Source organism: Kangiella shandongensis, assembly GCF_020005365.1.
Classification (GTDB): domain Bacteria; phylum Pseudomonadota; class Gammaproteobacteria; order Enterobacterales; family Kangiellaceae; genus Kangiella; species Kangiella shandongensis.
Genome location: NZ_JACNML010000001.1, coordinates 320461 through 342637 on the forward strand (window position 1 = coordinate 320461; position 22177 = coordinate 342637).

19 protein-coding genes are annotated in these 22177 nt (G+C 44.2%); 6 read left to right on the forward strand and 13 right to left on the reverse strand.

The features are described from left to right. Positions 1-45: 45 nt before the first annotated feature. Positions 46-606 (reverse strand): hypothetical protein, encoded by a 561-nt coding sequence (locus tag H7708_RS01390; protein WP_223668671.1) that lies wholly within the window; start codon positions 604-606, stop codon positions 46-48. After that, positions 603-1109 (reverse strand): RNA polymerase sigma factor, encoded by a 507-nt coding sequence (locus H7708_RS01395; RefSeq protein ID WP_223668672.1) that lies wholly within the window; start codon positions 1107-1109, stop codon positions 603-605. The genes H7708_RS01390 and H7708_RS01395 overlap by 4 nt, the downstream gene beginning before the upstream one ends. A 151-nt stretch (positions 1110-1260) precedes the next feature. On the opposite strand from H7708_RS01395, the gene H7708_RS01400 reads away from it, so the two are divergent. Next, positions 1261-1542, forward strand: a complete 282-nt coding sequence (locus tag H7708_RS01400; protein WP_223668673.1) for a hypothetical protein — start codon at positions 1261-1263, stop codon at positions 1540-1542. A 210-nt stretch (positions 1543-1752) separates the two neighbouring features. Here H7708_RS01400 and H7708_RS01405 read toward each other — a convergent pair whose 3' ends face one another. Beyond that, complete coding sequence (locus H7708_RS01405) at positions 1753-2658, reverse strand: polysaccharide deacetylase family protein (RefSeq protein WP_223668674.1); 906 nt, start codon at positions 2656-2658, stop codon at positions 1753-1755. A 298-nt stretch (positions 2659-2956) separates the two neighbouring features. On the opposite strand from H7708_RS01405, the gene H7708_RS01410 reads away from it, so the two are divergent. Further along, entirely contained in the window at positions 2957-5773 is a 2817-nt protein-coding gene (locus tag H7708_RS01410) for a M1 family metallopeptidase (protein ID WP_223668675.1), read from the forward strand. A gap of 49 nt (positions 5774-5822) precedes the next feature. Here the strand turns inward: H7708_RS01410 and H7708_RS01415 are convergent, their stop codons facing one another. Beyond that, complete coding sequence (locus H7708_RS01415) at positions 5823-7019, reverse strand: MFS transporter (protein WP_223668676.1); 1197 nt, start codon at positions 7017-7019, stop codon at positions 5823-5825. Positions 7020-7238: 219 nt separating this feature from the next. Further along, positions 7239-9950 carry an aconitate hydratase AcnA gene (gene acnA, locus H7708_RS01420; protein ID WP_223668677.1) on the reverse strand — a complete coding sequence of 904 codons (2712 nt, stop codon included), beginning with the start codon at positions 9948-9950 and terminating at the stop codon, positions 7239-7241. Positions 9951-10191: 241 nt separating this feature from the next. On the opposite strand from acnA, the gene H7708_RS01425 reads away from it, so the two are divergent. Then, on the forward strand, positions 10192-11298 hold the full coding sequence (locus tag H7708_RS01425; protein ID WP_223668678.1) for a phosphoribosylaminoimidazolesuccinocarboxamide synthase: 1107 nt from the start codon (positions 10192-10194) through the stop codon (positions 11296-11298). A gap of 48 nt (positions 11299-11346) precedes the next feature. Here the strand turns inward: H7708_RS01425 and H7708_RS01430 are convergent, their stop codons facing one another. Then, positions 11347-12522: a YncE family protein gene (locus H7708_RS01430; protein ID WP_223668679.1), complete on the reverse strand. Its 1176-nt coding sequence runs from the start codon at positions 12520-12522 to the stop codon at positions 11347-11349. A 115-nt stretch (positions 12523-12637) separates the two neighbouring features. On the opposite strand from H7708_RS01430, the gene H7708_RS01435 reads away from it, so the two are divergent. Both H7708_RS01435 and H7708_RS01440 read left to right on the forward strand, forming a co-directional pair. Then, on the forward strand, positions 12638-13009 hold the full coding sequence (locus H7708_RS01435; RefSeq protein ID WP_223668680.1) for a hypothetical protein: 372 nt from the start codon (positions 12638-12640) through the stop codon (positions 13007-13009). Then, positions 13006-14457 carry a hypothetical protein gene (locus tag H7708_RS01440; protein WP_223668681.1) on the forward strand — a complete coding sequence of 484 codons (1452 nt, stop codon included), beginning with the start codon at positions 13006-13008 and terminating at the stop codon, positions 14455-14457. The genes H7708_RS01435 and H7708_RS01440 overlap by 4 nt, the downstream gene beginning before the upstream one ends. 46 nt (positions 14458-14503) lie before the next feature. On the opposite strand, the gene H7708_RS01445 is transcribed toward H7708_RS01440, so the two are convergent. The 7 genes from H7708_RS01445 to H7708_RS01475 all read right to left on the reverse strand — a co-directional run bounded on the left by H7708_RS01445 (position 14504) and on the right by H7708_RS01475 (position 19668). After that, positions 14504-15361, reverse strand: coding sequence for a hypothetical protein (locus H7708_RS01445; RefSeq protein ID WP_223668682.1), 858 nt, complete (start codon positions 15359-15361; stop codon positions 14504-14506). Then, positions 15361-16092 carry an SIR2 family NAD-dependent protein deacylase gene (locus H7708_RS01450; RefSeq protein ID WP_223668683.1) on the reverse strand — a complete coding sequence of 244 codons (732 nt, stop codon included), beginning with the start codon at positions 16090-16092 and terminating at the stop codon, positions 15361-15363. The genes H7708_RS01445 and H7708_RS01450 overlap by 1 nt, the downstream gene beginning before the upstream one ends. Before the next feature lie 12 nt (positions 16093-16104). Then, complete coding sequence (locus H7708_RS01455) at positions 16105-16377, reverse strand: hypothetical protein (protein WP_223668684.1); 273 nt, start codon at positions 16375-16377, stop codon at positions 16105-16107. Between the two features lie 14 nt (positions 16378-16391). Then, positions 16392-17024, reverse strand: coding sequence for a dUTP diphosphatase (locus H7708_RS01460; protein WP_223668685.1), 633 nt, complete (start codon positions 17022-17024; stop codon positions 16392-16394). Between the two features lie 69 nt (positions 17025-17093). Next, on the reverse strand, positions 17094-17927 hold the full coding sequence (gene djlA, locus H7708_RS01465) for a co-chaperone DjlA (RefSeq protein WP_223668686.1): 834 nt from the start codon (positions 17925-17927) through the stop codon (positions 17094-17096). A gap of 2 nt (positions 17928-17929) precedes the next feature. Beyond that, positions 17930-18628, reverse strand: coding sequence for an N-acetylmuramate alpha-1-phosphate uridylyltransferase MurU (gene murU / locus H7708_RS01470; protein ID WP_223668687.1), 699 nt, complete (start codon positions 18626-18628; stop codon positions 17930-17932). Further along, the gene (locus H7708_RS01475) at positions 18625-19668 is read right to left on the reverse strand and encodes an aminoglycoside phosphotransferase family protein (RefSeq protein WP_223668688.1); all 1044 of its coding nucleotides are present in this window, start codon (positions 19666-19668) and stop codon (positions 18625-18627) included. Before H7708_RS01475 ends, murU begins: the two co-directional genes overlap by 4 nt. Positions 19669-19800: 132 nt before the next feature. Here H7708_RS01475 and H7708_RS01480 point away from each other — a divergent pair, with 132 nt between their 5' ends. Then, on the forward strand, positions 19801-22176 hold the full coding sequence (locus H7708_RS01480; protein ID WP_223668689.1) for an LPS-assembly protein LptD: 2376 nt from the start codon (positions 19801-19803) through the stop codon (positions 22174-22176). The last annotated feature ends 1 nt before the right edge of the window (position 22177 follow it).

Genomic DNA, 22177 nt, shown 5'->3' on the forward strand with positions numbered 1-22177 from the left:
TTTGCTTATACTTAAGAGTCGTTGCTATTTAGAATTCCTTACACGTTATTCAGATATTTTTTTAAGAACTTGTTTGGACAGATACTCTCGCCACTTAAACAATACGAGAGCTAACATTAATATGGTCTCTGTTACCACCACTTGAGCAGTAGTAATGAGCTCCTGTTCGTTAAAAATGGAACGAGCCACAAACAAAATAACCCATACAGCCATAAATATTAGCGTTGCAATAAAGCTCAGCCGCCAACGGACAATTTCTTGTCGAACTAAATTGATTTGCTCGGTTAGCGAGGCGTTAACCGAGCGCGTGTTAAGTAATCTGATACTCTTCCAGCGACTGCGATTAATCAGGATATACGTCACCAGCCCCCAACTGCTTACAAAACCCAGCCAAAGTTGCATATAAAGACTACTGCTTCCTAGCAATGACTGAGCGAAGAAATACCCAGCTCCACACAATATGGATGTTTCCAGTATGATATTTATCGCCATCAGGACAAATTGACGACGGTACTTTTTAGTTAACTTGGCTAACTGCGGTGCAGGCTCACTAACTTTTGACTGCCATAAGCGCGATAAAGCAGCTAGGTCATCTGATTCTTTCATTTATCAACTCCTGCCATTAACTCAGAAAGTTTGTGTTTAGCACGATTCAGCCGTACGGCTACATTGGATTCGCTTAGTCCCAGAACATCGCTAATTTCAATATTACTCAAATCCTCGAGCTTAAGCATAAGGACCTGGCGTAAGCTTAATGGTAAGCGCTGTAGCATTAGAGCGAGTTGCTCTTGACGTTGATCGTACTGAAGTGCGGTCTCAAGACTGGAGTTCTCATCAAGCAACTCACTATCAAGCATCGTCTCACTAGCTCGGCTGTAGCGTCGAATATGATCAACGCCAACGTTATGGATAATACGGTAAATGTACGTTTTCAAGGTGGATTTGTTATTAAACCGAGGGAGCCCACGCCAAACTTCTAACGCCATTTCTTGCGCCAGCTCTTCGCGTAATGCTGGACGAATCTCATAACCTGAAGCTGAGTGCACTATATTTGGCCAAAACCTTTGGATGATCACATCATAGTCGTTAAAGTCATTTTCTTTTGCCAATCGTCAAGCTCCACTGGAAATATATTTCTTACTATCACAGTCGTTGAAGAGTCAAAAATATTACAAAAACTTATGTAAGAAAAAATTTTTGGACACGACTACATTAATGAACTTTATACCAAATTAAAATGTTTCTAACAGGAGAAAAGTAATGACATTGCTTAATCGTTTACAGACTATTAATAAAAAGCTGGCACTCTCTGTTATTTGGTCCATAGTCGTGCTCAGCTGGCTAATTACGGGTGGGATATTATTATTTGGTGTCTCAAAGAATGCGTTAATTATTCTTGTTACTATAGCCGCTGTACTTACAGAAACTGGCTTTTGGTTAACGGCACTGCTGCTCGGTGTCGCTATAGTCAATGCTCGCCGTGCCGTCCTGACAAAAGTTAAAGCTCTCATAACAGGCAGAGTATTTAGTGCGGACAAATGATCTTACAGGTTGATATATCGGCTAATCAACACTAATACCCAGCGATAATAGCTTAAGTTTTTGCCAATAAATGCCCTCTCAGCTAACCTTTTCGCTGGGTTTGCAGCTGACTGATCGTATTAACACATAATCGCTGGGGTTCAGGCTATTATGTGTTAATGATGCGAGATATGAGATAGGGCTGTTATTATATTTTATATAGCACCGGCTCTAGTGATTAATCACTTGCTGCATAAATAGTTTTTCTAAATACCGTTCATCCAGATTCTTATGCCACAACCCCTTTCTTTGGCCGTTGACCAGAGCTATTTCACCAATCCGACCAGGATTAAACTTTAAGACTCTATCGACTTTATACTTCGCTATGTCATCACTATAGGCTTCGTCGGGAGTGATAATATTCCAGCCGCGTATTCTCAGTTCTTTAACCAGATCACCGATGAAGAGAGCGGAAATATCCATTTCATGCAGTAATAAAACATGCTTAGGTGATCGTCCTAAATGTTCCTGAGCCATTTCATCATAGTATTCGATACTTTCTATCAAGAGCTGCACATAAAACTGACTCATCTTCTCCATATCAATGTCATGCCCTTCCTTAACAGCGTTTTGAAACAACGACTCAATATACCAGTCATAGTTATTCAAAGTGATGTAGGCATTTTTATAGCCGTGCTTGTTAAGCAACTTGCGCATACCGTCTCGCTTTTCGGCGGTATTACCTTCTCTTAAATAAGGAAAACGGAACAGTTTTCGAAAATTATTGAACTGCTGGAGTTTAACATCAGCTAATAGGAAGTCTTTTGAATAGTCTTGCAAAGATAGCTGGTTAAAGTCTGGGTGACTGTGGGTATGGTTAGAGATAATGTGCCCAGCCTCACTGTAAGTGTTTAGGCGTTCTATGCCCTCCGCGTCCAAGCGCTTACTGACAGAGAAGAAAGCCACCTGCTCTACGTTATGTTCTTTCAGCTCGGCGACTAACTTTTTCGCTCGAGTAGGCCCATCGAAATAACCCGAGGCACTTCTTGGTGAATCATCAAACGTAATAGCGATTTCTTTTGCTTCCGATAAAAACACCGTCAGTAGCAACAGTATTGTCAATAGTATTTTTCTCATAATAGTAGTATCAGGTTCCGATTTATAAGCTTAGATTATTATTTAATGATGGTGTTGTACAATACCGCTGCTTAGAAATAAATTAGGGCAAAAAAATAGACTACTTTAAATGAACTCGACATGTTCGCTAGATGGTTACTTACCTAGAACTTTTTTATAATTAACAAAATCTTCAAATAGAGTCAGTACAACATACCACTTCATGTCCTTTGAGAGCCCCGCATCACTGGCTAAGCTATTAAAAATTGCAGGTAAACCGTGTATGCTATGACCAAAACCAGGTAGCAAAGGCAATAATATGAAAACAATAGCATTGACCACCACCTTAATTCTCCTGTCTTTAACCGGCTGTGAACAAGAGTCTCAGGATAAAGCAGCAGAAGTAGAGGCAAATACAACAGTCGTTCAATCGCTGGCAGAGCAGCAATCCAAAGAACAGCAAACACTGGATAAGCAAACTAAAGAAGCCCTTGCTAACTCTGACTACCCGGAAGAGGTACCAACAGGCCGCTTACCCGAAGGGATCGCACCGACTCAATATGATGTTCAACTGAAAGTCGATCCGGACAAACCGACGTTTAGCGGAACAGTCACTATCGATCTCGCTCTGGATATACCAACCGCTCATATCTGGCTTCACGGTAAAGATATTACACCAAGCAAAGTTACGATCACTCCAGAGGGTAAATCCGTTATACAGGCTCGCTATGAGCAGCTTGATGACACGGGCGTTGCGAAACTGTCGCTGGAACACCCTGTTACGACCTCAACCGCAACGCTAGTTATAGAATACGAGGCACCTTTTAATGAGGCGTTAGAAGGCTTGTACCGGGTTAAAGACGGCGAGCTTAATTATGCCTTTACCCAGTTTGAAGCCACTGCGGCACGCCTGGCTTTTCCCAGCTTTGATGAACCCGCATTTAAGGTTCCTTTCACCTACACACTCACCGTCCGTAATGAGCACAGGGCATTTACCAATACGCCAGCGATTTCAGAGACGGACTTAGGTAACGGCTGGAAAAAAATCGTCTATGCCAAGTCCAAGCCTCTGCCTACGTATTTAATCGCCTTTGCTGTTGGCGACTTTGACGTTGTCGAATGGCAGGATATCCCAGCAACAGAAGTTCGTGATCGCACGATTCCTCTGCGCGGCATTGCGACCAAAGGCAAAGGCCATCGCCTGACTTATGCCCTGAAAAACACCAAAGACATTCTAAATTCTCTCGAAGACTACTTCCAGATTCCATACCCTTATAAAAAGTTAGATATTGTAGCGGTGCCTGACTTCAACGCAGGCGCCATGGAAAATGCGGGCTTAATCACTTATCGTGAACAACTGTTATTGTTCGACAATACGATTTCTCTCGGGCAGAAACGCGCCTATATGAATGTTCATGCGCACGAATTAGCGCATCAGTGGTTTGGTAACTTAGTCACTCCAGTCTGGTGGGATGATATTTGGTTGAATGAAGCTTTTGCAACCTGGATGGCACACGTTTCCAACGACAACATCTATCCAGAGCAAAAATTTCGACAGGCTCTTCTCGAGCGCTCTTTGAGCGTTATGGCATCTGATAGCTTGATCACTGCGCGCCAGATTCGTCAGCCAATTCAGAGCAATCACGACATTCAGTCAGCTTTCGACGGTATCACCTACTCGAAAGGGGGCGGTGTGTTAAGTATGCTCGAGGCCTTTCTGGGGCCTGAGAACTTCCGCTCGGGGATCCAGCATTATATGCAAAAGTTCGCATTTGATAATGCTACAGCACAGGACTTTATTACCGCCATTGGTGAGAAGTCACCTCAAGTGCCATTAGAAACTATTCAAAATGCATTCAATAGCTTCCTTGAGCAACCGGGGATCCCGCATCTTAATATTGAACTGACTTGTGATGAGTCGAAGCAATCCGTTATCAAACTGTCACAGTCACGTTATTTACCTCTGGGCTCGAAAGGCTCGACCAGGCAAACTTGGAAAATTCCGGCCTGCTTTAAGTATGCCATCGACGGTAACCAGCACCAGTTATGTGAAGTGTTGGAGGGTAAAAACCAAACGATAGAACTGCCTGAGCAAGGCTGCCCAGCCTATTTTATGCCGAATGCCGATGGCGCTGGCTATTATCGCTTCAGCCTGTCCCACGATGGCTGGCAAGCTCTTCTCAATAATAAAGCTCAGCTCAGCACCCGAGAGCTTATGTCGGTCAATAACAGCTTACAGGGTGCTATCAACGCTGGGAAATTAACCTTTAGCGATTTGATCGATATTGCTCCCCAAATTATTGCTTCCGAGTCAGCGGCAACGGTGATGGGACCGAGTCAACTGTTCAGCTTTGTCTATCATAAAGTGGCACAAAATGATGAGCAAAAAGCAAAGCTGGCAAAGTTGAATCGAGAACTTTACGGCCAGCGCCTGACAGAGCTCGGCCTTGAAAATAAAAAAGGCGACGCCGTTAATACCATCAAGTTACGTAACGATCTGATTAACTTTCTGGCCAAAGAAGGTGAAGATAAAGCCGTGAGGCAGTATCTGACGGACATGGCCGTAGCCTATACCGGTTATCAGGAAGACGGTAATATCCATCCCGATCGCGCTGATAGCAACATTATCGGAACTGCCCTCCAGGTCGCCACAGAAGATCTCGGCACTCCGTTTGCCAAGCACCTGAGAATGCTGCTTGAGTCATCCAACGACGGTACCGTTCGTGGCCGCTTGCTCGGTGGCTTAGGTGCGGTAAAAGATCCACAGTATGCGGCAGAACTGCGTGAACTGGTTTTGTCAGAATCGCTACGTGATAATGAGATATACTCAATTCTATTAGGCCAGTTGAATGACGAAAAGTTACAGGAGCCGATGTGGGAATGGTTTAAGGCCAATATCGATGCTGTCAAATCCAGAATTCCACCGTTCGGCCAACACCGCATGCCGATCATAGGCCGATACTTCTGTTCCGCGCCAATGAAGAAAGACTTTATTCAGTTCTTTAAACCTATTGTTGATGAACTGGCTGGCGCACCACGTCCTTACCAACAGAGCATTGAGTCGATAGAGCTCTGTATAGCTCAAGTTAAGTTCCATAAGGAGGACGTAGAAAGCTACCTTTCCTCGCCACAATAGCTTAGACAAACAAGCGCTCGCAGGAGCGCTTTTTTATTGCATCACGAATTTATTTCTCTGCCAGTAACTTCTTCTGAATCATGACCGAAGCAAGAATTCCGTAGCCAATGGCAAAAAGCAGAAAACTATCAATGGTATCGAACAGAGAAAATAGATATGGCGCAACCCCGGTTGAGATAATCATGGTCGCTGATACCAGTGCTCTGATAGCACCTAAGTGCGTACTGCCAAATACTTCAGCGTAGAAAGAATTAATCACAGGACCACTTGATGCGACCGTTATGCCAGCTAAAAACATAAATGCAAATAACCAGGCTTCATGCCTTCCGATGAACAGACAAAATATACCAAGCACCAATGGCAGCAGGTACCAGCGCATATAGACTCGTGGATGGGACGCATCCACTAAGGGTCCAGATAGAATGGCTCCCAGGAAGTGAGTCAGACCATACACCATTAAACCGTATGACAACCAGTCCAACGTCCAGCCCTTGCCATCAATCAATACAGTCTGATGGAAGAAAATTCCGGTAATTAAAAATGCAGGACCAATTATCGCTGGCAATATTAGCCAGAAACGCCAATCGGACATGACCTGAGCACGAGACCAATCTTTATTTTCCCCCGCCTCCAGACTACTTTCTGTAACGTTATGGACTGGAACCAAATCAGCTTTTTTTAGTAGCCATAATAATAACGGGAATACCAGCAATAATGCGAAAGCAGCGTAGCTATGCCAACTTGCTGTATGTCCATAATTTTTCAATAAGTTGACCGCAATCGCCGGCATCATCATCTCGCCAAAAGCCATCCCCTGTAATGACAGGCTAACCGCCTTACCCCGGTGTTTTGGAATATAGCGCATGAGAGTGGTTACAGCGATATGGGTCATCAAGCCCTGACCGCATAAACGGATCCCCAGATAAGAAAGGAACAGCATGATTAAATTGGTACTGTTGGCAAAGAGAATACAGGAAGCAATAAGGCCAATGATGACGAAGCTCATAAACTTCTTTACTTCAATATCATCGATCTTGGCGCCAACAAAAAATATCGTAAACCCGCTGATCAGCGTCGCCATAGAATAGACCAGACTCAGGTTATCTTTTTCCAACAGCAAGTTCGCAATAAGGTCTTTGTTGAATAGTGAAATAAAGAATGTTTGGCCCAGATTTCCGATAAAAACACAAAGAAATCCGAATAAAAGCAAGTACTTATTACTTTTAACGAAATTAAGGTAATTCATGGCTTATGCCGTGAAGGTGAAAAATTAGGTTGGCATTATACTCTGAGTCACTCGAACTTACAGCCCACAGTCTGTAAGGCTATTCTGCTATCTGCGCTAAACAATCATCACTCCCACCCCACGATATTACCCAAATACCGGGCCATGCATGGAAGTCGTATGGCTTGCGATATACCAGGTCTGCTGGGAATACCCCTGCAGACCCGGCCGCCGTTACCGTTACTTCTTATTAATAAAGTCTCTCAATACGTAATGTAAAATACCGCCATTTTTGTAGTATTCCAGCTCAACCTTGGAGTCCAGGCGTGAGCGAGCCTTAAAGTGTATGGTTCTACCATCATTGCTTTTCGCTTCAACCGTAAGCATTTGGTTTACATCAAGACCATTAGCAATACCCTTGATAGTAAAACTTTCGTCACCGCTTAGCCCTAACGTTTCGGCGTCCTGACCGTCGACAAACTCCAATGGCATCACGCCCATACCGACCAGATTACTGCGATGAATTCGCTCATAACTTTCGGCAATCACAGCCTTAATACCTAACAGCGTCGTACCCTTAGCCGCCCAGTCACGCGATGAACCGCTGCCATACTCTTGTCCCGCTAACACAATCAACGGGATACCTTCAGCCTGGTATTTTTGTGACGCATCAAATACTGTCATGGTTTCACCGCTAGGGATATAACGGGTATAACCACCTTCTTTATCAACCAGTTGATTTTTAATGCGGACGTTAGCGAAAGTACCACGAACCATCACTTCATCATTACCTCGACGCGAACCGTAGGAATTAAACATCCGCGGCTCAATGCCTCGTCCTTTCAGGTACTGGCCCGCGGGGCTATCCTCAGAAAAGCCGCCGGCTGGAGAAATGTGGTCAGTCGTAATCGAATCACCGAGTTTCAATAGCACGTTGGCGCCAACAATATCCTGCGGTTGCCCAACCTCCGGCTTCAACCCCTGGAAGAATGGTGCCTGCTTAATGTAAGTAGAAGAATCATCCCACTGATAAACTTTGTCTTTCGACACTTCCATATCGCGCCATTGCTTGTTGCCATCGAAGATTTTACCATAGTTTCTGGCGAAGTCAGCAGGCGTCAGAACTTTATTCATAACCTCCTCAATTTCTTCGTTTGAAGGCCAGATATCTTTAAAATACACCGGTTTTCCGTCTGGTGTATGAGTTACAGGCTCATTTTCAAAGTCAATATCCACGCGACCAGCAAGCGCATAAACCACCACCAGCATTGGTGACATCAGGAAATTCATTTTCACGTCCGGGTGCACGCGAGCCTCAAAATTTCGGTTACCCGACAGGACGGATGCCACCACCAGATCGTTTTCGGTCACCGCTTTACCCACCGCATCCGGTAGCGGACCTGAGTTACCAATACAGGAGGTACAGCCATAACCGACCAGGAAGAAATCTAATGCTTCCAGATCATCCAGTAAGCCCGAATGGTGTAAATAGTCGGTAACGACCTTTGAGCCCGGTGCCAACGAGGTTTTAACCCAGGGCTTAACTTTTAAACCGAGATCATTGGCTTTTTTCGCCACGAGACCAGAGCCAATCATCACCGTCGGGTTCGACGTATTGGTACAAGAGGTAATCGCAGCAATTGAAATCGAACCATCGTGTAACTCATAATCCTGATCACTGTCTTTATCATCGACCTTAATCGTTTTCAGTAGGCCATTATCATTATCGGCCGGACTGCGATCTTCCAGAGGCTGATAACCGCGCCCATAATTCAACTCCATTAGGGATTTAAACTGGGCTTTTAAGTTACTGATGGCAATTTTGTCTTGAGGACGCTTTGGACCAGAGGCAGTAGGAACCACTGTACTCAGATCCAACTCAACCACACTGCTATATTCAATATCCTCTTCGTTTTCGCGCCACAGCATGTTGTTCTTGGTGTAAGCTTCAACACGCTCAATCGTTTCTTCGCTACGATTGGTGTCGCGCATGTAATCCAATGTACGATCATCAATTGGGAAATAAGTCACGGTACAACCAAATTCCGGCGACATATTGGAAATGGTCGCACGGTCGGTCACGGTCAGATGATCCAACCCATCGCCGAACACCTCGACAAACTTGCCCACGACCCCGTGCCTACGCAATAAATCAGTAATGGTTAGCACCATGTCGGTTGCTGTAGTGCCGATCGGTAACTTACCCGTCAGTTTTAAACCGACCACTTCAGGTAATAAGAAAAAGATAGGCTGGCCAAGGATAGCCGCTTCGGCTTCAATGCCACCAACGCCCCAGCCAACAACTCCAATACCGTTAACCATCGGCGTATGTGAGTCGGTACCGACAAGAGTGTCTGGAAATAAGGCCCCATCACGCTCTACAACGCCCTGTGCCAGATACTCCAGATTCACCTGGTGGCAAATACCCATACCTGGCGGCACCACCGTAAAGTTATTAAACGCCGTCTGTGCCCACTTTAAGAACTGATAACGCTCCTTATTGCGCTCATATTCCATATCGATATTTTTATTTAGGGAATCTTTATCACCGTAGAAATCCACCTGAACCGAGTGATCAATCACCAAATCGACAGGAATCAAAGGATTCACTTTCTGACCATCAACACCGTGGTTACTGGCTTCAGCTCGAACCGACGCCAAGTCGACCACCGCCGGTACCCCCGTAAAATCCTGCATCAGCACTCGTGCAGGCTTATAGGGAACCTCTTTCTTTTCCGGGTTCGGCTTCCATTGCAACAAAGTATTCACATGATCGCTGGTTACCGCCAGCCCATCATAGTTTCTCAATGCATTCTCAAGAAGGATTCGGATAGAAAAAGGCATCTTCTTGATACCATGGCCTTGCGCCTCTAAATCTCTCAGACTCCATATATCGAAGTTCTTACCGCCAACAGCGAGAGACTGCTTACAATTAATAACCTCTTCACTCATCATGGGCTCCCTTATAAATCAATAAATTGATGATTTTTTCACGCTATTCTTCACTATACATCAGATAATACGTAACTTAAAATTTAGACCGTGAAGATCCTGTAAAATTGCTACACAGCCCGTAATACGTGGAGAATTTCGTAAACTCTGGTATCATTGCGTCCTCGTATTTGGCTTCCACCACCTACGGTGAAGCCGATAACCCATTGAATTTAACTGCATGACACAATAGGACTATTCCATGAGCCTTGCTGATAAAGTTTTAGCCGTTAATGACGATCTACCGATCCGTACCAATCAACCTGTCCATAGCGGTAAAGTTCGCTCTGTTTACTGGTTAACCGAAGAAGATAGCGCACGTTTAATTCAAGAACGTGGCTACGACGTTGCTGCTGACGCACCACTCGCAATCATGGTGATCAGTGATCGTATCTCTGCGTTCGATGCCATCTGGCATGGTGAAGGCGGTATGAACGGTGTACCGGGTAAAGGTGCCGCGCTCAACGCTATTTCTAATCACTGGTTTAAACTGTTCCGCGAGAATGGCCTGGCTGACAGCCATATCCTTGAAATTCCGCATCCATTCGTGTGGATTGTGCAAAAAGCAAAGCCCGTCATGATCGAAGCGATTGCGCGTCAATACATCACTGGTTCTATGTGGCGCGCTTACGCTAAAGGTGAACGTGAATTCTGCGGTATTCGTATCCCAGACGGTCTGGAAAAAGATCAGAAACTTGATGAGTTGTTAATCACACCTTCAACTAAAGGCATCCTGAAAGGTATTCCTGGCGTACCAGAAGCGGACGACGTTAACATTACGCGTCAAGACATCGACGATAATTACGAAGCATTCCAGTTCCGCAGTAAAGACGACATCAACCTGTATGAAAAGCTTCTGAAAGAAGGTTTCGATGTGATTAGTTCTGAGTTGGAAAAGTTGGACCAGATGTTTGTCGATACCAAATTTGAATTTGGTTATGTCACTGACAAAGCAGGCAACGAAAAACTGATCTACATGGATGAAGTAGGTACCCCTGATTCCTCACGTATCTGGGACGGCCCAGCATTCCGCGACAGCGGCAAAGTGGTCGAAAACTCAAAAGAAGGTTTCCGTCAGTTCCTGCTGAACCACTTCGAAGACTCAGACATTCTATTAAACAAAGATCGCATGGACGAGCGTCAGGCACTGGCTCGTGATAACGCGCTGCCAACTGAAGCTCTGATGGACGTATCCAATACCTACACCGGTATTGCTGAAAAGATTACTGGCGAAAAAATTGAATTGTCAGATAATCCAAAAGCCGAAATCATCCAAATCTTAAAAGACGAATTTAAGTTGGTTGATTAAGCTTTAACAGTACGATAATTGGCGGCTCACTAGGGCCGCCAACTTACTCTAATGTCCTGCCAGATGATTCCACTCGGGTAACAACACAATACAGTTTGGGTTAAACCCATTTTCTTTAAAAGTGTCGATTCGATGAGTCACTAAGTGGTTTTCCATATCCACCACCGTAATTTCTCCATCGCTCATCCCGGGTAAATTCAGTAGTGAATTCTGAACGAAACCCAGCTTACCATCTTTAGTAAATGCAATATGATGTGCGCCTTCAGCAGTGCTGTAAGTTTTAACCAGCTTCGGCTCAGTGACCTTATCTGCAATATCAAAGACATGAACTTTACCAGGCTTGGCTGTCGTCACATACATGGTCTTTGCATCATCGCTGAAATAGATTTCGAGCGGCATTGCAGCCTCTTCTGAAGCAAAGTCAAACGCTTCAGCAGCATCAAAATCCTGGGTTTGTTTATTCCAGGTTAAAGTCCATAAAGTCCCCCCCTGCATATTAGTTACATAAGCAACGACAGGGTCGCTATTAGGCACAAACAAAACTTCCACAGGAGCCTCACCGGCTGGCGTCTCCTTATTGGAGACCTTAATCGCACCTAAAGTTTTATTCGTACTCGCTTCAAACACAGAAATATGATCACCAGCTTTCGTCATATCAGGACTGACAGTACTGGTCACTAATATACGATCAATGTCATTATTAATAGCGATTCCGTGTGGGTAGGGTTTTGGCGTTTTCAATTCAGCCAGAACTTTATCGCTTTTGACATCGCCGACATAGACAGTGTCCGATCCCATGCAAGTCAGATACCACTTACTGTTATCGTCTGAGAAAACTACATCCTCACCCACTTTACAGTTATCGACATTGATCACTTTCAAACGGTAAGGAAACTCCTTAAGGTTCATCACCCTTAACTCATTCCCTCGACCTAATGCGGTGATATAGGCTTTACTCATGGTTTTATCATAGAAGATATGATGCGCGACGAGATCTGGAGGTAAAGGAATCTCCATCAGAATTTGACCAAAAGCATCCGAGTCAGGATCCACATTCATAACCGCAATGCCCTCCTCCCTTTGCTGTTGCCCACTGAGCTTTAAAGACTTCAGTGAGTCAGCCGGCTTACTTTCGTAATTAATTAAAGCCAAGATCTCTCCTCGGCTCGAAGTCGATAGTGAACCGAGCAATATGATGAAGAATAACATAATCAATCGTGACATAACTTCCTCCTTGTTAACCAGTCTTGAATCGGTTAATAATTGTACAGCACTTTGCTAGAATGAACCTTGATTATGTATACATTTTAATCAATAGACTCAGTGGAGAATAAGTAAAATGAAACTGTCAAATTCTTTTACAGTTGTTTTGAATATACTCTTTACTTTGCTGGTTATAACAAGTCCCTTACCACTCGGCGCGACCAACGATATTACCACTCATCGAATTGTTATTCATGAGGGTAAAGTTAAAGGAGAACAAACTCTGAAGTTTAATCAGGGTACCAGCATCAATATCGAGATTAAGTCGGACAAGAATATGGAACTTCATGTACATGGCTACGATATCAAATTGGATCTAAAAGCAGGTATCACTGCCAAGCTCAGTTTTGATGCTCAGGTTGCGGGGCGCTTTTCAGTAACACGCCACGACGCTCATGGTAACGACAGCCATGGTGCGCTATTTTACATTGAGATCTACCCACAATGAGACGTCTGGGGATTAAATCCATATGCACGTTACTTCTAGCCATTGCCTATAGCCATTTAATTTTCAATACAGTTCAGGCACACTCCTTTGGTGAGCGTTACGACTTACCCTTACCCCTATCAATGTATTTAACTTCGGCAGCTGTTGTCGTGCTGGTTTCTTTTGTCATTACGGCAGTCTTTTTACGACAATCACGCCTAGCAAACTTATCACCTTATATTGAACTGAAGAGTTTTCTCCCGCGCGGTTCTTTAAGTCGGAAAATCATCACAAGCATTCTGCAATTAATTGGCGTTACACTATTTGCTTTAACATTGGTTACGGCTTATGTCGGAGACAACAATACTTTCAATAATTTTTCCCCAACATTTGTCTGGATAATCTGGTGGGTAGGATTCACGTTTATCGTTGCGCTAGTTGGTAATTTCTGGCCAGCTCTTAACCCGTGGCGAACACTGGCACTATGGAGTCATTTATTTAAAGTAAAAAGTCACCGCCCCTATCCGGAAAAACTAGGTGCATGGCCAGTCGTTATCATCTTTATTATTTTTGCCTGGTTAGAACTTATTGCACAAGGACCGGAAACTCCCAAGGTCCTCTTCTGGTTAATCACTATCTATAGCTTCTATACCTGGCTGGGGATGGCTATTTTTGGCATCAACAACTGGTTACGCCATGGCGATGTATTCAGTCATTTCTTTAACCTCTTTGGTCGCTTTGCATTGTTCAATGTGAAAAGTGATAAGGTGCAACTGCGTTTGCCTGGTTCCGGATTAACCCATGACAAGCCATTACATTTTTCCGAAACTTTCTTCGTAGTTTTACTGCTTTCTACCGTATCTTTTGATGGCATATTAGAAACGCCGCTGTGGAAAAATTTGCTCGACTTTATTGCTGAGAATCAATTGATAAGACCCCTGCTGATCGATTTACAGGGCAATGGTATTGATATCATCACACTCATTAAGAGTTTGGCTTTGTTAATAGTTCCTTGTCTGCTATTAAGTGTGTTTCTAATATTTTGTTATCTCAGCGTGAAAACTGGCGGCAAGAAAATGTCTCTCACAGAAGCTGCGGGGCATTACGTTTTGTCGCTAGTCCCAATTGCTCTGGCTTATCATATAGCTCATTATATTTTCTACTTAATGATCGCAGGGCAACAAATCATTCCACTCCTGTCAGATCCATTTGGTTACGGCTGGGATATTTTTGGCACTAAAAATTACACTATGGATATTGGAGTCATTAATGCTAAGACGGTATGGTTTATCTCTATATACGCCATCATCATTGGCCATATCATAGCTGTTGTTTTAGCACATTATTCTGCTATAAAAATTTACCAAAACCATAAACAAACGTTAATGAGCCAAATCCCAATGCTGATTTTAATGATTGCTTATACCATGCTAAGTCTTTGGATCTTATCTCAACCAATAGTTGAATAGTTTCCTACTCTTAGGTCTCACTGTTCGCATATCTTGTTGAGAGAATCTAGCTATTACAAGTTAATTTATTAGTAACCCCTTTGTCTTTTTGAGATTTTACAAATATATAAAACTTATCTACTTCATCTTGCAGGTGCTTGGGGAGAGGATCATTGGGAAGGCTATCCAAGCCAAGTCTCTTTCTTCGCTGATTAATACTTTCTAACTTTTTGTCTGCAAGCAGCTCATGCTCGGCTTGAATTAACTTATATTGATCATCAAACGCAAAAACAAATAGTCCATTAAGTTTCTTATTCAAAGCTAACCAAGTTAACCACTCTTCATAACTCTCAACTAAAGGCTTCATATCTGGCTTTTCAGTATAAGGACTCGTATTAATTATTGTATTTAAAGCTGTGAAATTACCTGTCTGTACCAGCATATTTTCCAATATATTTTTTGCAGCATCCTCATCTTCATAAAACATATTATCTGCTAGTTGCCACATAGCTACCACGTCATTACTCTCAACAAGTATTTTCAGATCTTCGTTGTTTAAGTCTTGATAATCTCGGAAATTAAACCCACTATAAAACAGCGTGTAACCTCTCTTTTCAAGCCAAACCCTTCCTTTTAAGTCAGCCTCAATATATTGATATAAATAACTAGCAATATCAAATGAACAGCTATCGCTAATCTTATATCTGTTACCTGCTATAAAATATTCATTCTTACTACTTGTAGCTTCGGAGTTTTTTGAGCGTGCTTCCTTTTGTCTAACAATTTTTTTACTAGTTTTACTAACAAGCTCTGCACTATTGCTAATCGTTTGTTTATAGTTATGGGTACCATCTTCAAGTCCACCCCAGATAAAGAAGATTGAAATAATAACTAGAATAATTAATAACCCTATGCCTTTCTTCATTAAAGAGACTCCAGAAAGAATTTAGAGGCTATCCCTTTAACGCAATAATCCACTACCGAACTCTCCGTTGGCTCTGGGTTAATTTCTATCACGGTAGCGCCTTGGCTTTTGGCGAGCGCGGCGAGCCCTGCGGCCGGATAGACTTGGCTGGAAGTTCCTACCGATAAAAATAGGTCACAGGAGTAAGAGGCGCTTTCGGCGTCGCGCCAGGCGTGTTCGGGTAAGGCTTCGCCAAACCAGACCACAGAAGGACGAATCTGTCCACCACATTCAGGACATTCTATTACTTCTTCAATGTCATCTACACCTTCTTTGTATTCAGTTCGACATTGTAGGCAGTGATTGCCCCAGATATTACCGTGTAATTCAGTAACGTTTTGAGAGCCACCAGCCTGGTGCAGGCCATCAACATTTTGCGTGATTAGTGTGACGCTTTGTGAATTGGATTGTTGCCATTTGGCGATGGCTTTGTGTGCGTCGTTGGGCTCTTTGGTTTTCAGTTCACTTCGACGCCATTGATACCACTGCCATACGCGGTTCGGATTTTCCAGGAAACCTTCGAGACTCGCCATTTTTTGTGGATCGTACTGGCTCCACAGGCTTTCTTTCGTTTCATCTTTGTAGGATCTAAATGTGGCAACGCCGGATTCTGCAGAGACTCCGGCGCCGGTAAGAATAGTCACGCATTTTGCATTTTTAATATGATAGAGAGCGTCATTATCAATTTCCATTGATATAAAAGCTTACTCCAACGATAAGTGGCTAAAGTCAAAACGGGTGTCGATCACTTCGCCGTCAGCACCGGTCGCTTTTAATGCTTTTAAGTAACGCTCTGCCGTTTCACTATTCACATTCAGCTTTACGTCACGTGGCGACTCACCGGAAACTTCGAGTAATTTCTTCGCGACCTTTTGTTCGATGTTAAATAACTCGGCTAACTCTTGCTCGATATAAAACTTACCACGTTCAGAGTCGCCATACCCTTTTATGACGACCTTGTATCCACCTTCAGACATATAGGGACCTCTTTTTATTCTGGGCGAGGATAATTATCCGCTAACCCCTGATATACTAGATGCTTAAAATCATCTTCAGAAGCATCTAACTTCTCTAGAATCTCGACTAAGACTTCATTATCTTCTTTGCCATACCATTCTTTGATATAAGTACCTTCTTTGTAGCCTTTGTCTTGACGGAAAAAGTTTAAGGTATTTTTACCAACATAACTTTTAAACAGTTCTTCAAACGGCATATTGATTTGTTTCATGCAGCCGGCAAAACTGGAGCCATCAAAGTGCTGATACATTACGGCCTGCCCGGCTAACGCTTCAAGCGTCTGTTTAAAGTCATCCTTCTCCAAAGGCTCCCACATTTCATTGGTTAGCTCTTCGGCAATATCATCAAATGACCGCTCACCATCAATACGCGAGCTTAAACCGAAGTGAAAAATATCCACCAATTCCATTTTGACCTGTTCGATCTCAGGCGTCTGGTGCTTCCACCACTTCCACCCATAATGGTCCAGCATCTCAGCGCACTCAATCCAAATTGCTCGATACCATTCATAGTTCTGCTCGAACCATTTTTCATGGACTTTCGTATTCATTGCATTTTGCATTTCCAGCATGGTTGCAACCTGCTTTACCATTAATGCTTTATTCATGACTCTACCCACATAAGTAAAATTTAAGATCCTGTCTACACTTCCATCATAGCAAAAATAAGGCCTTCACTACCAACCGCGGCTTCTTTTGATCAGTTCGTATGCCGCTTTAATTTCCTGAGTCTTTTCATTAGCCATTTTGATCATTTCTTCCGGCAAGCCCTTGGCGACCAGCTTATCAGGATGGTGTTGTGACATCAGGCGACGGTAAGCCCGCTTTATCGTTTTTTGATCATCGCTACTTTTCACACCCAGCACTTGATAGGCCTGGTCGACACTGGGTGCGTCTGGTGCCTGCTGATAAGTACCTCCATGTCCACCGCCTGCCTGTCCTTGTTGCTCCGAATAGCCATAGAAACGTTGTTGCGCCTGTACCATTTTGATCAGCTGATCGATCATAAAGTTGGCAAAACCGAGGTGCTTTCCTACGCGGTGCAACACGGCACGTTCATATTCATGCATGGTTCCGTCCGCCAGCGCCATGGTAATCTGTACTTCGAGGAACATCTGCATCAAATTACGACGACGATGACACTCCTGCTTAAATTGATCGACCACAGCCTCAAGGTCAAAGTCACTGCTTTTGCCCTGCTGAAACAAGTCAATAGCAAACTTACGCGCATCACTATCCAGGCCCATCCGGCTCATGACATTTTCAGCGTGCCGAATTTCATTCTGCGTCACGCGCCCATCCGCTTTTGCGATATGGCCCATGACTGAAAAGGTCGCCGTGAAGAAAGCGGCTTGTACCCGCTCCTGATCACCCGGCGCATAGCGCTCTTGATAATCATCGCTCTTTTTATCCAACTGATGTCCCAGCACAGCACCAATAATGGCTCCTAATGGCCCTCCGCCAAGGGAGAAACCCAGGACACCACCGATTACTTTACCAAACCAACTCATCGTTATAGCTTTCCGTCATATTCAATTGTTTTAATCCGCCGCTGAAAGCTTTCATTCAGCTGCTTCAGTCGCTCGGGTGTTCCGATATCGAACCAACGCCCTTGAAATAATTCTCCTGTTACTTCCGCTTCTACCATCAACTCTCTTAGTACTGGTGCCAGCCGACATGGCTCCCCAAGCGGTACATCAGCAAATACCTCTGGTTGATAAACGCCAATTCCGGTAAAAGTATGTTTATCGTCACCCTCAGCAATAACCAGACCATCGCTTCTCAGTTGAAAGTCACCTTGTGGATGGTGGTCAGGGTTTGGTACTAAAACGATATGAGCTTTTTTAGTTGGTTGCAGCAACAACTTTTCATAGTCGTATTCGGACCAAACATCGCCATTCACAACAATAAAAGGTTCGTCGTCAAAAAAATCCAGGGCATTACGGATACCGCCCGCCGTTTCCAGGGCCTGTCTTTCGTGTGAGAAGGTCAGCCTCACCCCCCAGTAAGCTCCATCGCCCAAATATTCCGGGATTTGATCACCTAACCAGGAGGTATTAATCAGAATATCTTTAATACCCGCGTCTTTAAGCGCCTCAATATGCCACTCGATCAGTGCTCGTCCGTCCACCTTGAGCAATGGCTTGGGATGGCGCTCAGTCAAAGGCCGCATGCGCTCGCCGCGTCCGGCCGCTAAAATCATTGCTTTCATGAAATAGAGCCTTGCTTCTCTTCAAAAGCAGGAATGATCTTACTGGTCAGCCACTGATAAAACTCTGTCATCTGAGGATATTTTTCCGCTTGCTGAATAATATAAGTGAGGGTTAAGGGAATATCTTTCAAGTAATCCGCTTTGCCATCGCGATAATTCAGACGACAGAAAATACCAGCGACCTTGATATGACGTTGCAGCCCCATCCAGTCAAACCACTGTTCAAACTGCTCTTTATCTAAAATGGCCGGCGAGCGCTTCAGGTAATAATTAACCCAGGCATCCACTTGTTGAGGCGTCCACTGGATATAGCAGTCTCTCAATAAAGATAGTAGATCGTAGGTTAATGGCCCTCGAACAGCATCCTGAAAATCAATAATGCCCGGTTCATCGGTATCGTCACACTGCATCAGGTTTCTCGAGTGATAGTCTCGATGGACAAACACCTGCGGCTGTGACTGAGCGCTCTGGATGAGATGCTCAAAGGTCGTATCTAACAGGCGATGCTCGACTGGGGTTAACTCTATCGACAAATGTTTGCTAAGGAACCAGTCCCTAAACAGCTCCATTTCTGTTCGGAGCAGTTTGTCATCATAATCCGGCAATCGACCCGGTGATATCTTCTGCATTTCAATCAAGCTATTGATGGCGTTGTGGTATAGCTCATCAGCAGCGCCCAAATTACCCGAAGACTGAGCTTCTTTGAGTAAAGGCAGATACAGTTGGTCCCCCAGATCCGACAGCAGCATAAAGCCCTGCTCTAAATCCTGCGCCAGAACTCTCGGCGCATTCACGCTTTCAAGTAATTCCGCAACCCTTATAAATTGTCGGCTGTTTTCATGCTCAGGCGGGGCGTCTACCACAATCCAGCTATTGCCGCTCCGTTCATCCTGCCAACGAAAATATCGTCGGAAACTGGCATCTCCCGAGACCATGCTCCATTTCAGATTAGCTAATATCTGCTCTTCGTCAGCCAGCAAACGACTCACACGTTGCTGTGACCACTCCTTTAATAATGTCTGTCGGCTATCTTTTGTCATTATTGATTTTCAATCTGTCCCGTAAGCGTTTATCATTAGGCCTTTATAACTGATGACAGTTACAAAGCGTAGGCCCTTGAATTGTCGGGCTATCTATTTTGTGACCAACCCGTAAAAAAACACGAAAAGTACATGGTAAGCAAGAAAGTCCGTTGGGTAAAATCTTTTTTGGTCTCTAGCGTTAGTATCGCAGTAATGATGGCTACGCCGTCAGGTCTCGCCGCAGAGTCTAGTAAAGAACAAAACATCGTTGATAAGCCTCAGCTCAACTCGGCTGAGGCCGAGGCTATGCCTACAACTAATGAAAATCATCAGGCTTATCAATTCCCTGAATTCAAGACCTGTCCCAGCCAACCAGTTGAACCAACTCGTTACCAGCCGCAACTGGTCGAGACTAATGCCCCCATTCGGGTTTATTCCGATGAAGCTTATCGTGAAGGCAATAAAGCCTATTTAACCGGTAATGTTCAGGTTACCCAATCCCAACAGAAGCTAACAGCAGACCAGTTAACCGCGGATAATGAAACCAAGTCGTATCATGCGCAGGGAGACCTGTTATTTACCAACAATAATTTTGTTGTGGGTGCGGATAGTCTTGACTATTACTCGCTTCAGGGCTCAACGGAAATCAGAAATACTCGCTTCCACCTATACAGTAATAACGGAAACGGTACTGCTCAAAAGATTCGCGTTGATAACAAGCAACTACTGACGTTAACTGATACGGACTTCTCAACCTGTCCAGAAGATCAGAAAAGTTGGGTCTTCGAGTCTGGTGAAATCATCATTGATCGTGAGAGCGGCTGGGGTAAAGCCTACAACAGCGTGGTCAAAGTCGCTGATATTCCTGTTTTCTATATACCCTATATTACCTTTCCGGTCGATGATCGCCGCAAAACAGGCTTATTACCACCGTCATTCAGCAACTCAAACCGCAACGGTCGCGATTTAAGTATCCCCTATTATTTAAACCTGGCACCCAATTATGATCTGACCTTGACGCCAAGGTATATGACGTCTCGGGGTTCCATGCTTGGCTCAGAGTTTCGTTACCTGACTGAGCAGAGTAATGGCGAACTTTTCTTCGAATATTTACCGGATGATAAAGCAGCTGGTTCCGATAATCCTGAAAACCTACCGGATCAGCGCTGGCAGTACAGCGTGGATCATTTAACACAACTTTCTGATCACTGGAGCACCGGCATGGTGGCTCGTAAGGTAAGTGATGACAGTTATTATCAGGATTTTGGTGGGAGTATTCAGGACAGTAACCAGGACATATTAAGCCAGAACCTCTATGTACAATACTTAAGCCAGGACTGGTTTATGCGCACTGAGTATCAGGACTGGCAGCTGCTAAACAGTCCTGTAGAGCGCTATACGATTGCTCCACGAGTCCAGTTAACCCGTTTTTTCGAACCCAATGAGAATAGCTTTGAAGCCAAAATTCACAGTGAGCTGACACGCTTTGATAAGGATGGTGCCGACACCGCGGAGCGCTACCATATTGAACCTTCCATTGGCTGGAGTCACGAAACGCTTTATAGCTTTTTCCGGCCAGAACTCAGCTTTGCCTACACCCAATACAAGCAAACCGATATTAGTGACAATGTAGAAACCGCTGATCGAAGTTTACCCACACTATCGATAGATACTGGCCTGTTCTTTGAGCGTACGCTGAATTTCGACGACGGCGATCTGACACAGACGCTCGAGCCGAGGGTTTTCTATCTCTATACCCCCTATCAGGATCAGAGCGAGATAGGTATTTACGATACCAGTTTGCCGACGTTTAACTTTACCCAGCTGTTCAGCCGTAACCGTTTTAGCGGTATCGATCGCATCGGTGACGCTAACCAGATCAGTGGCGCTCTTACCAGTCGCTTCCTCGATGATGAAGGCCGGGAGAAAGCCTCTATTTCAGTTGGTCGAACGGTTTACCTGAAAGATCGTAAAGTTACGATGCTGGATATGCCGGTTGAAACCAATAAGCAGTCAGGGTTATTGGCTGAAATTAATTGGCGCTGGACCGATAATATTGAAGTTAAATCAGCTATCGAGTGGGATGATCAGGAGAATGAAACCACCCATGGCCTGATTAATATGCACTATGAGCCCCAGACGAACCACATCATAAACTTAGGGCATCGCTATCGTAAAACACCAAGTCGTACTCAGGAAGAAGCTGAGCTTGCATTTGCTTGGCCATTAGCCCAAGATTGGCGTCTTTTGGGTCGATATAACCAAGACCTCACTGAAAATCGAACTAACGACTCATTTATTGGTCTAGAATATGAGTCCTGTTGTTGGGCGGTTAGAATGGTCGCAAGACGCTATATAAATATACAACTCGATAGCCAAGGTGCACTCCTCCCTAATCAACCAGACGAACACAGCTCTGGGGTTTACCTCCAGTTTGTTCTCAAGGGAATTGGTAGCCTCCGAGGCAGCACCACACAATTTTTAGAAGACAGTATTTACGGATACGAAGATTTATTAGGCAAATAAT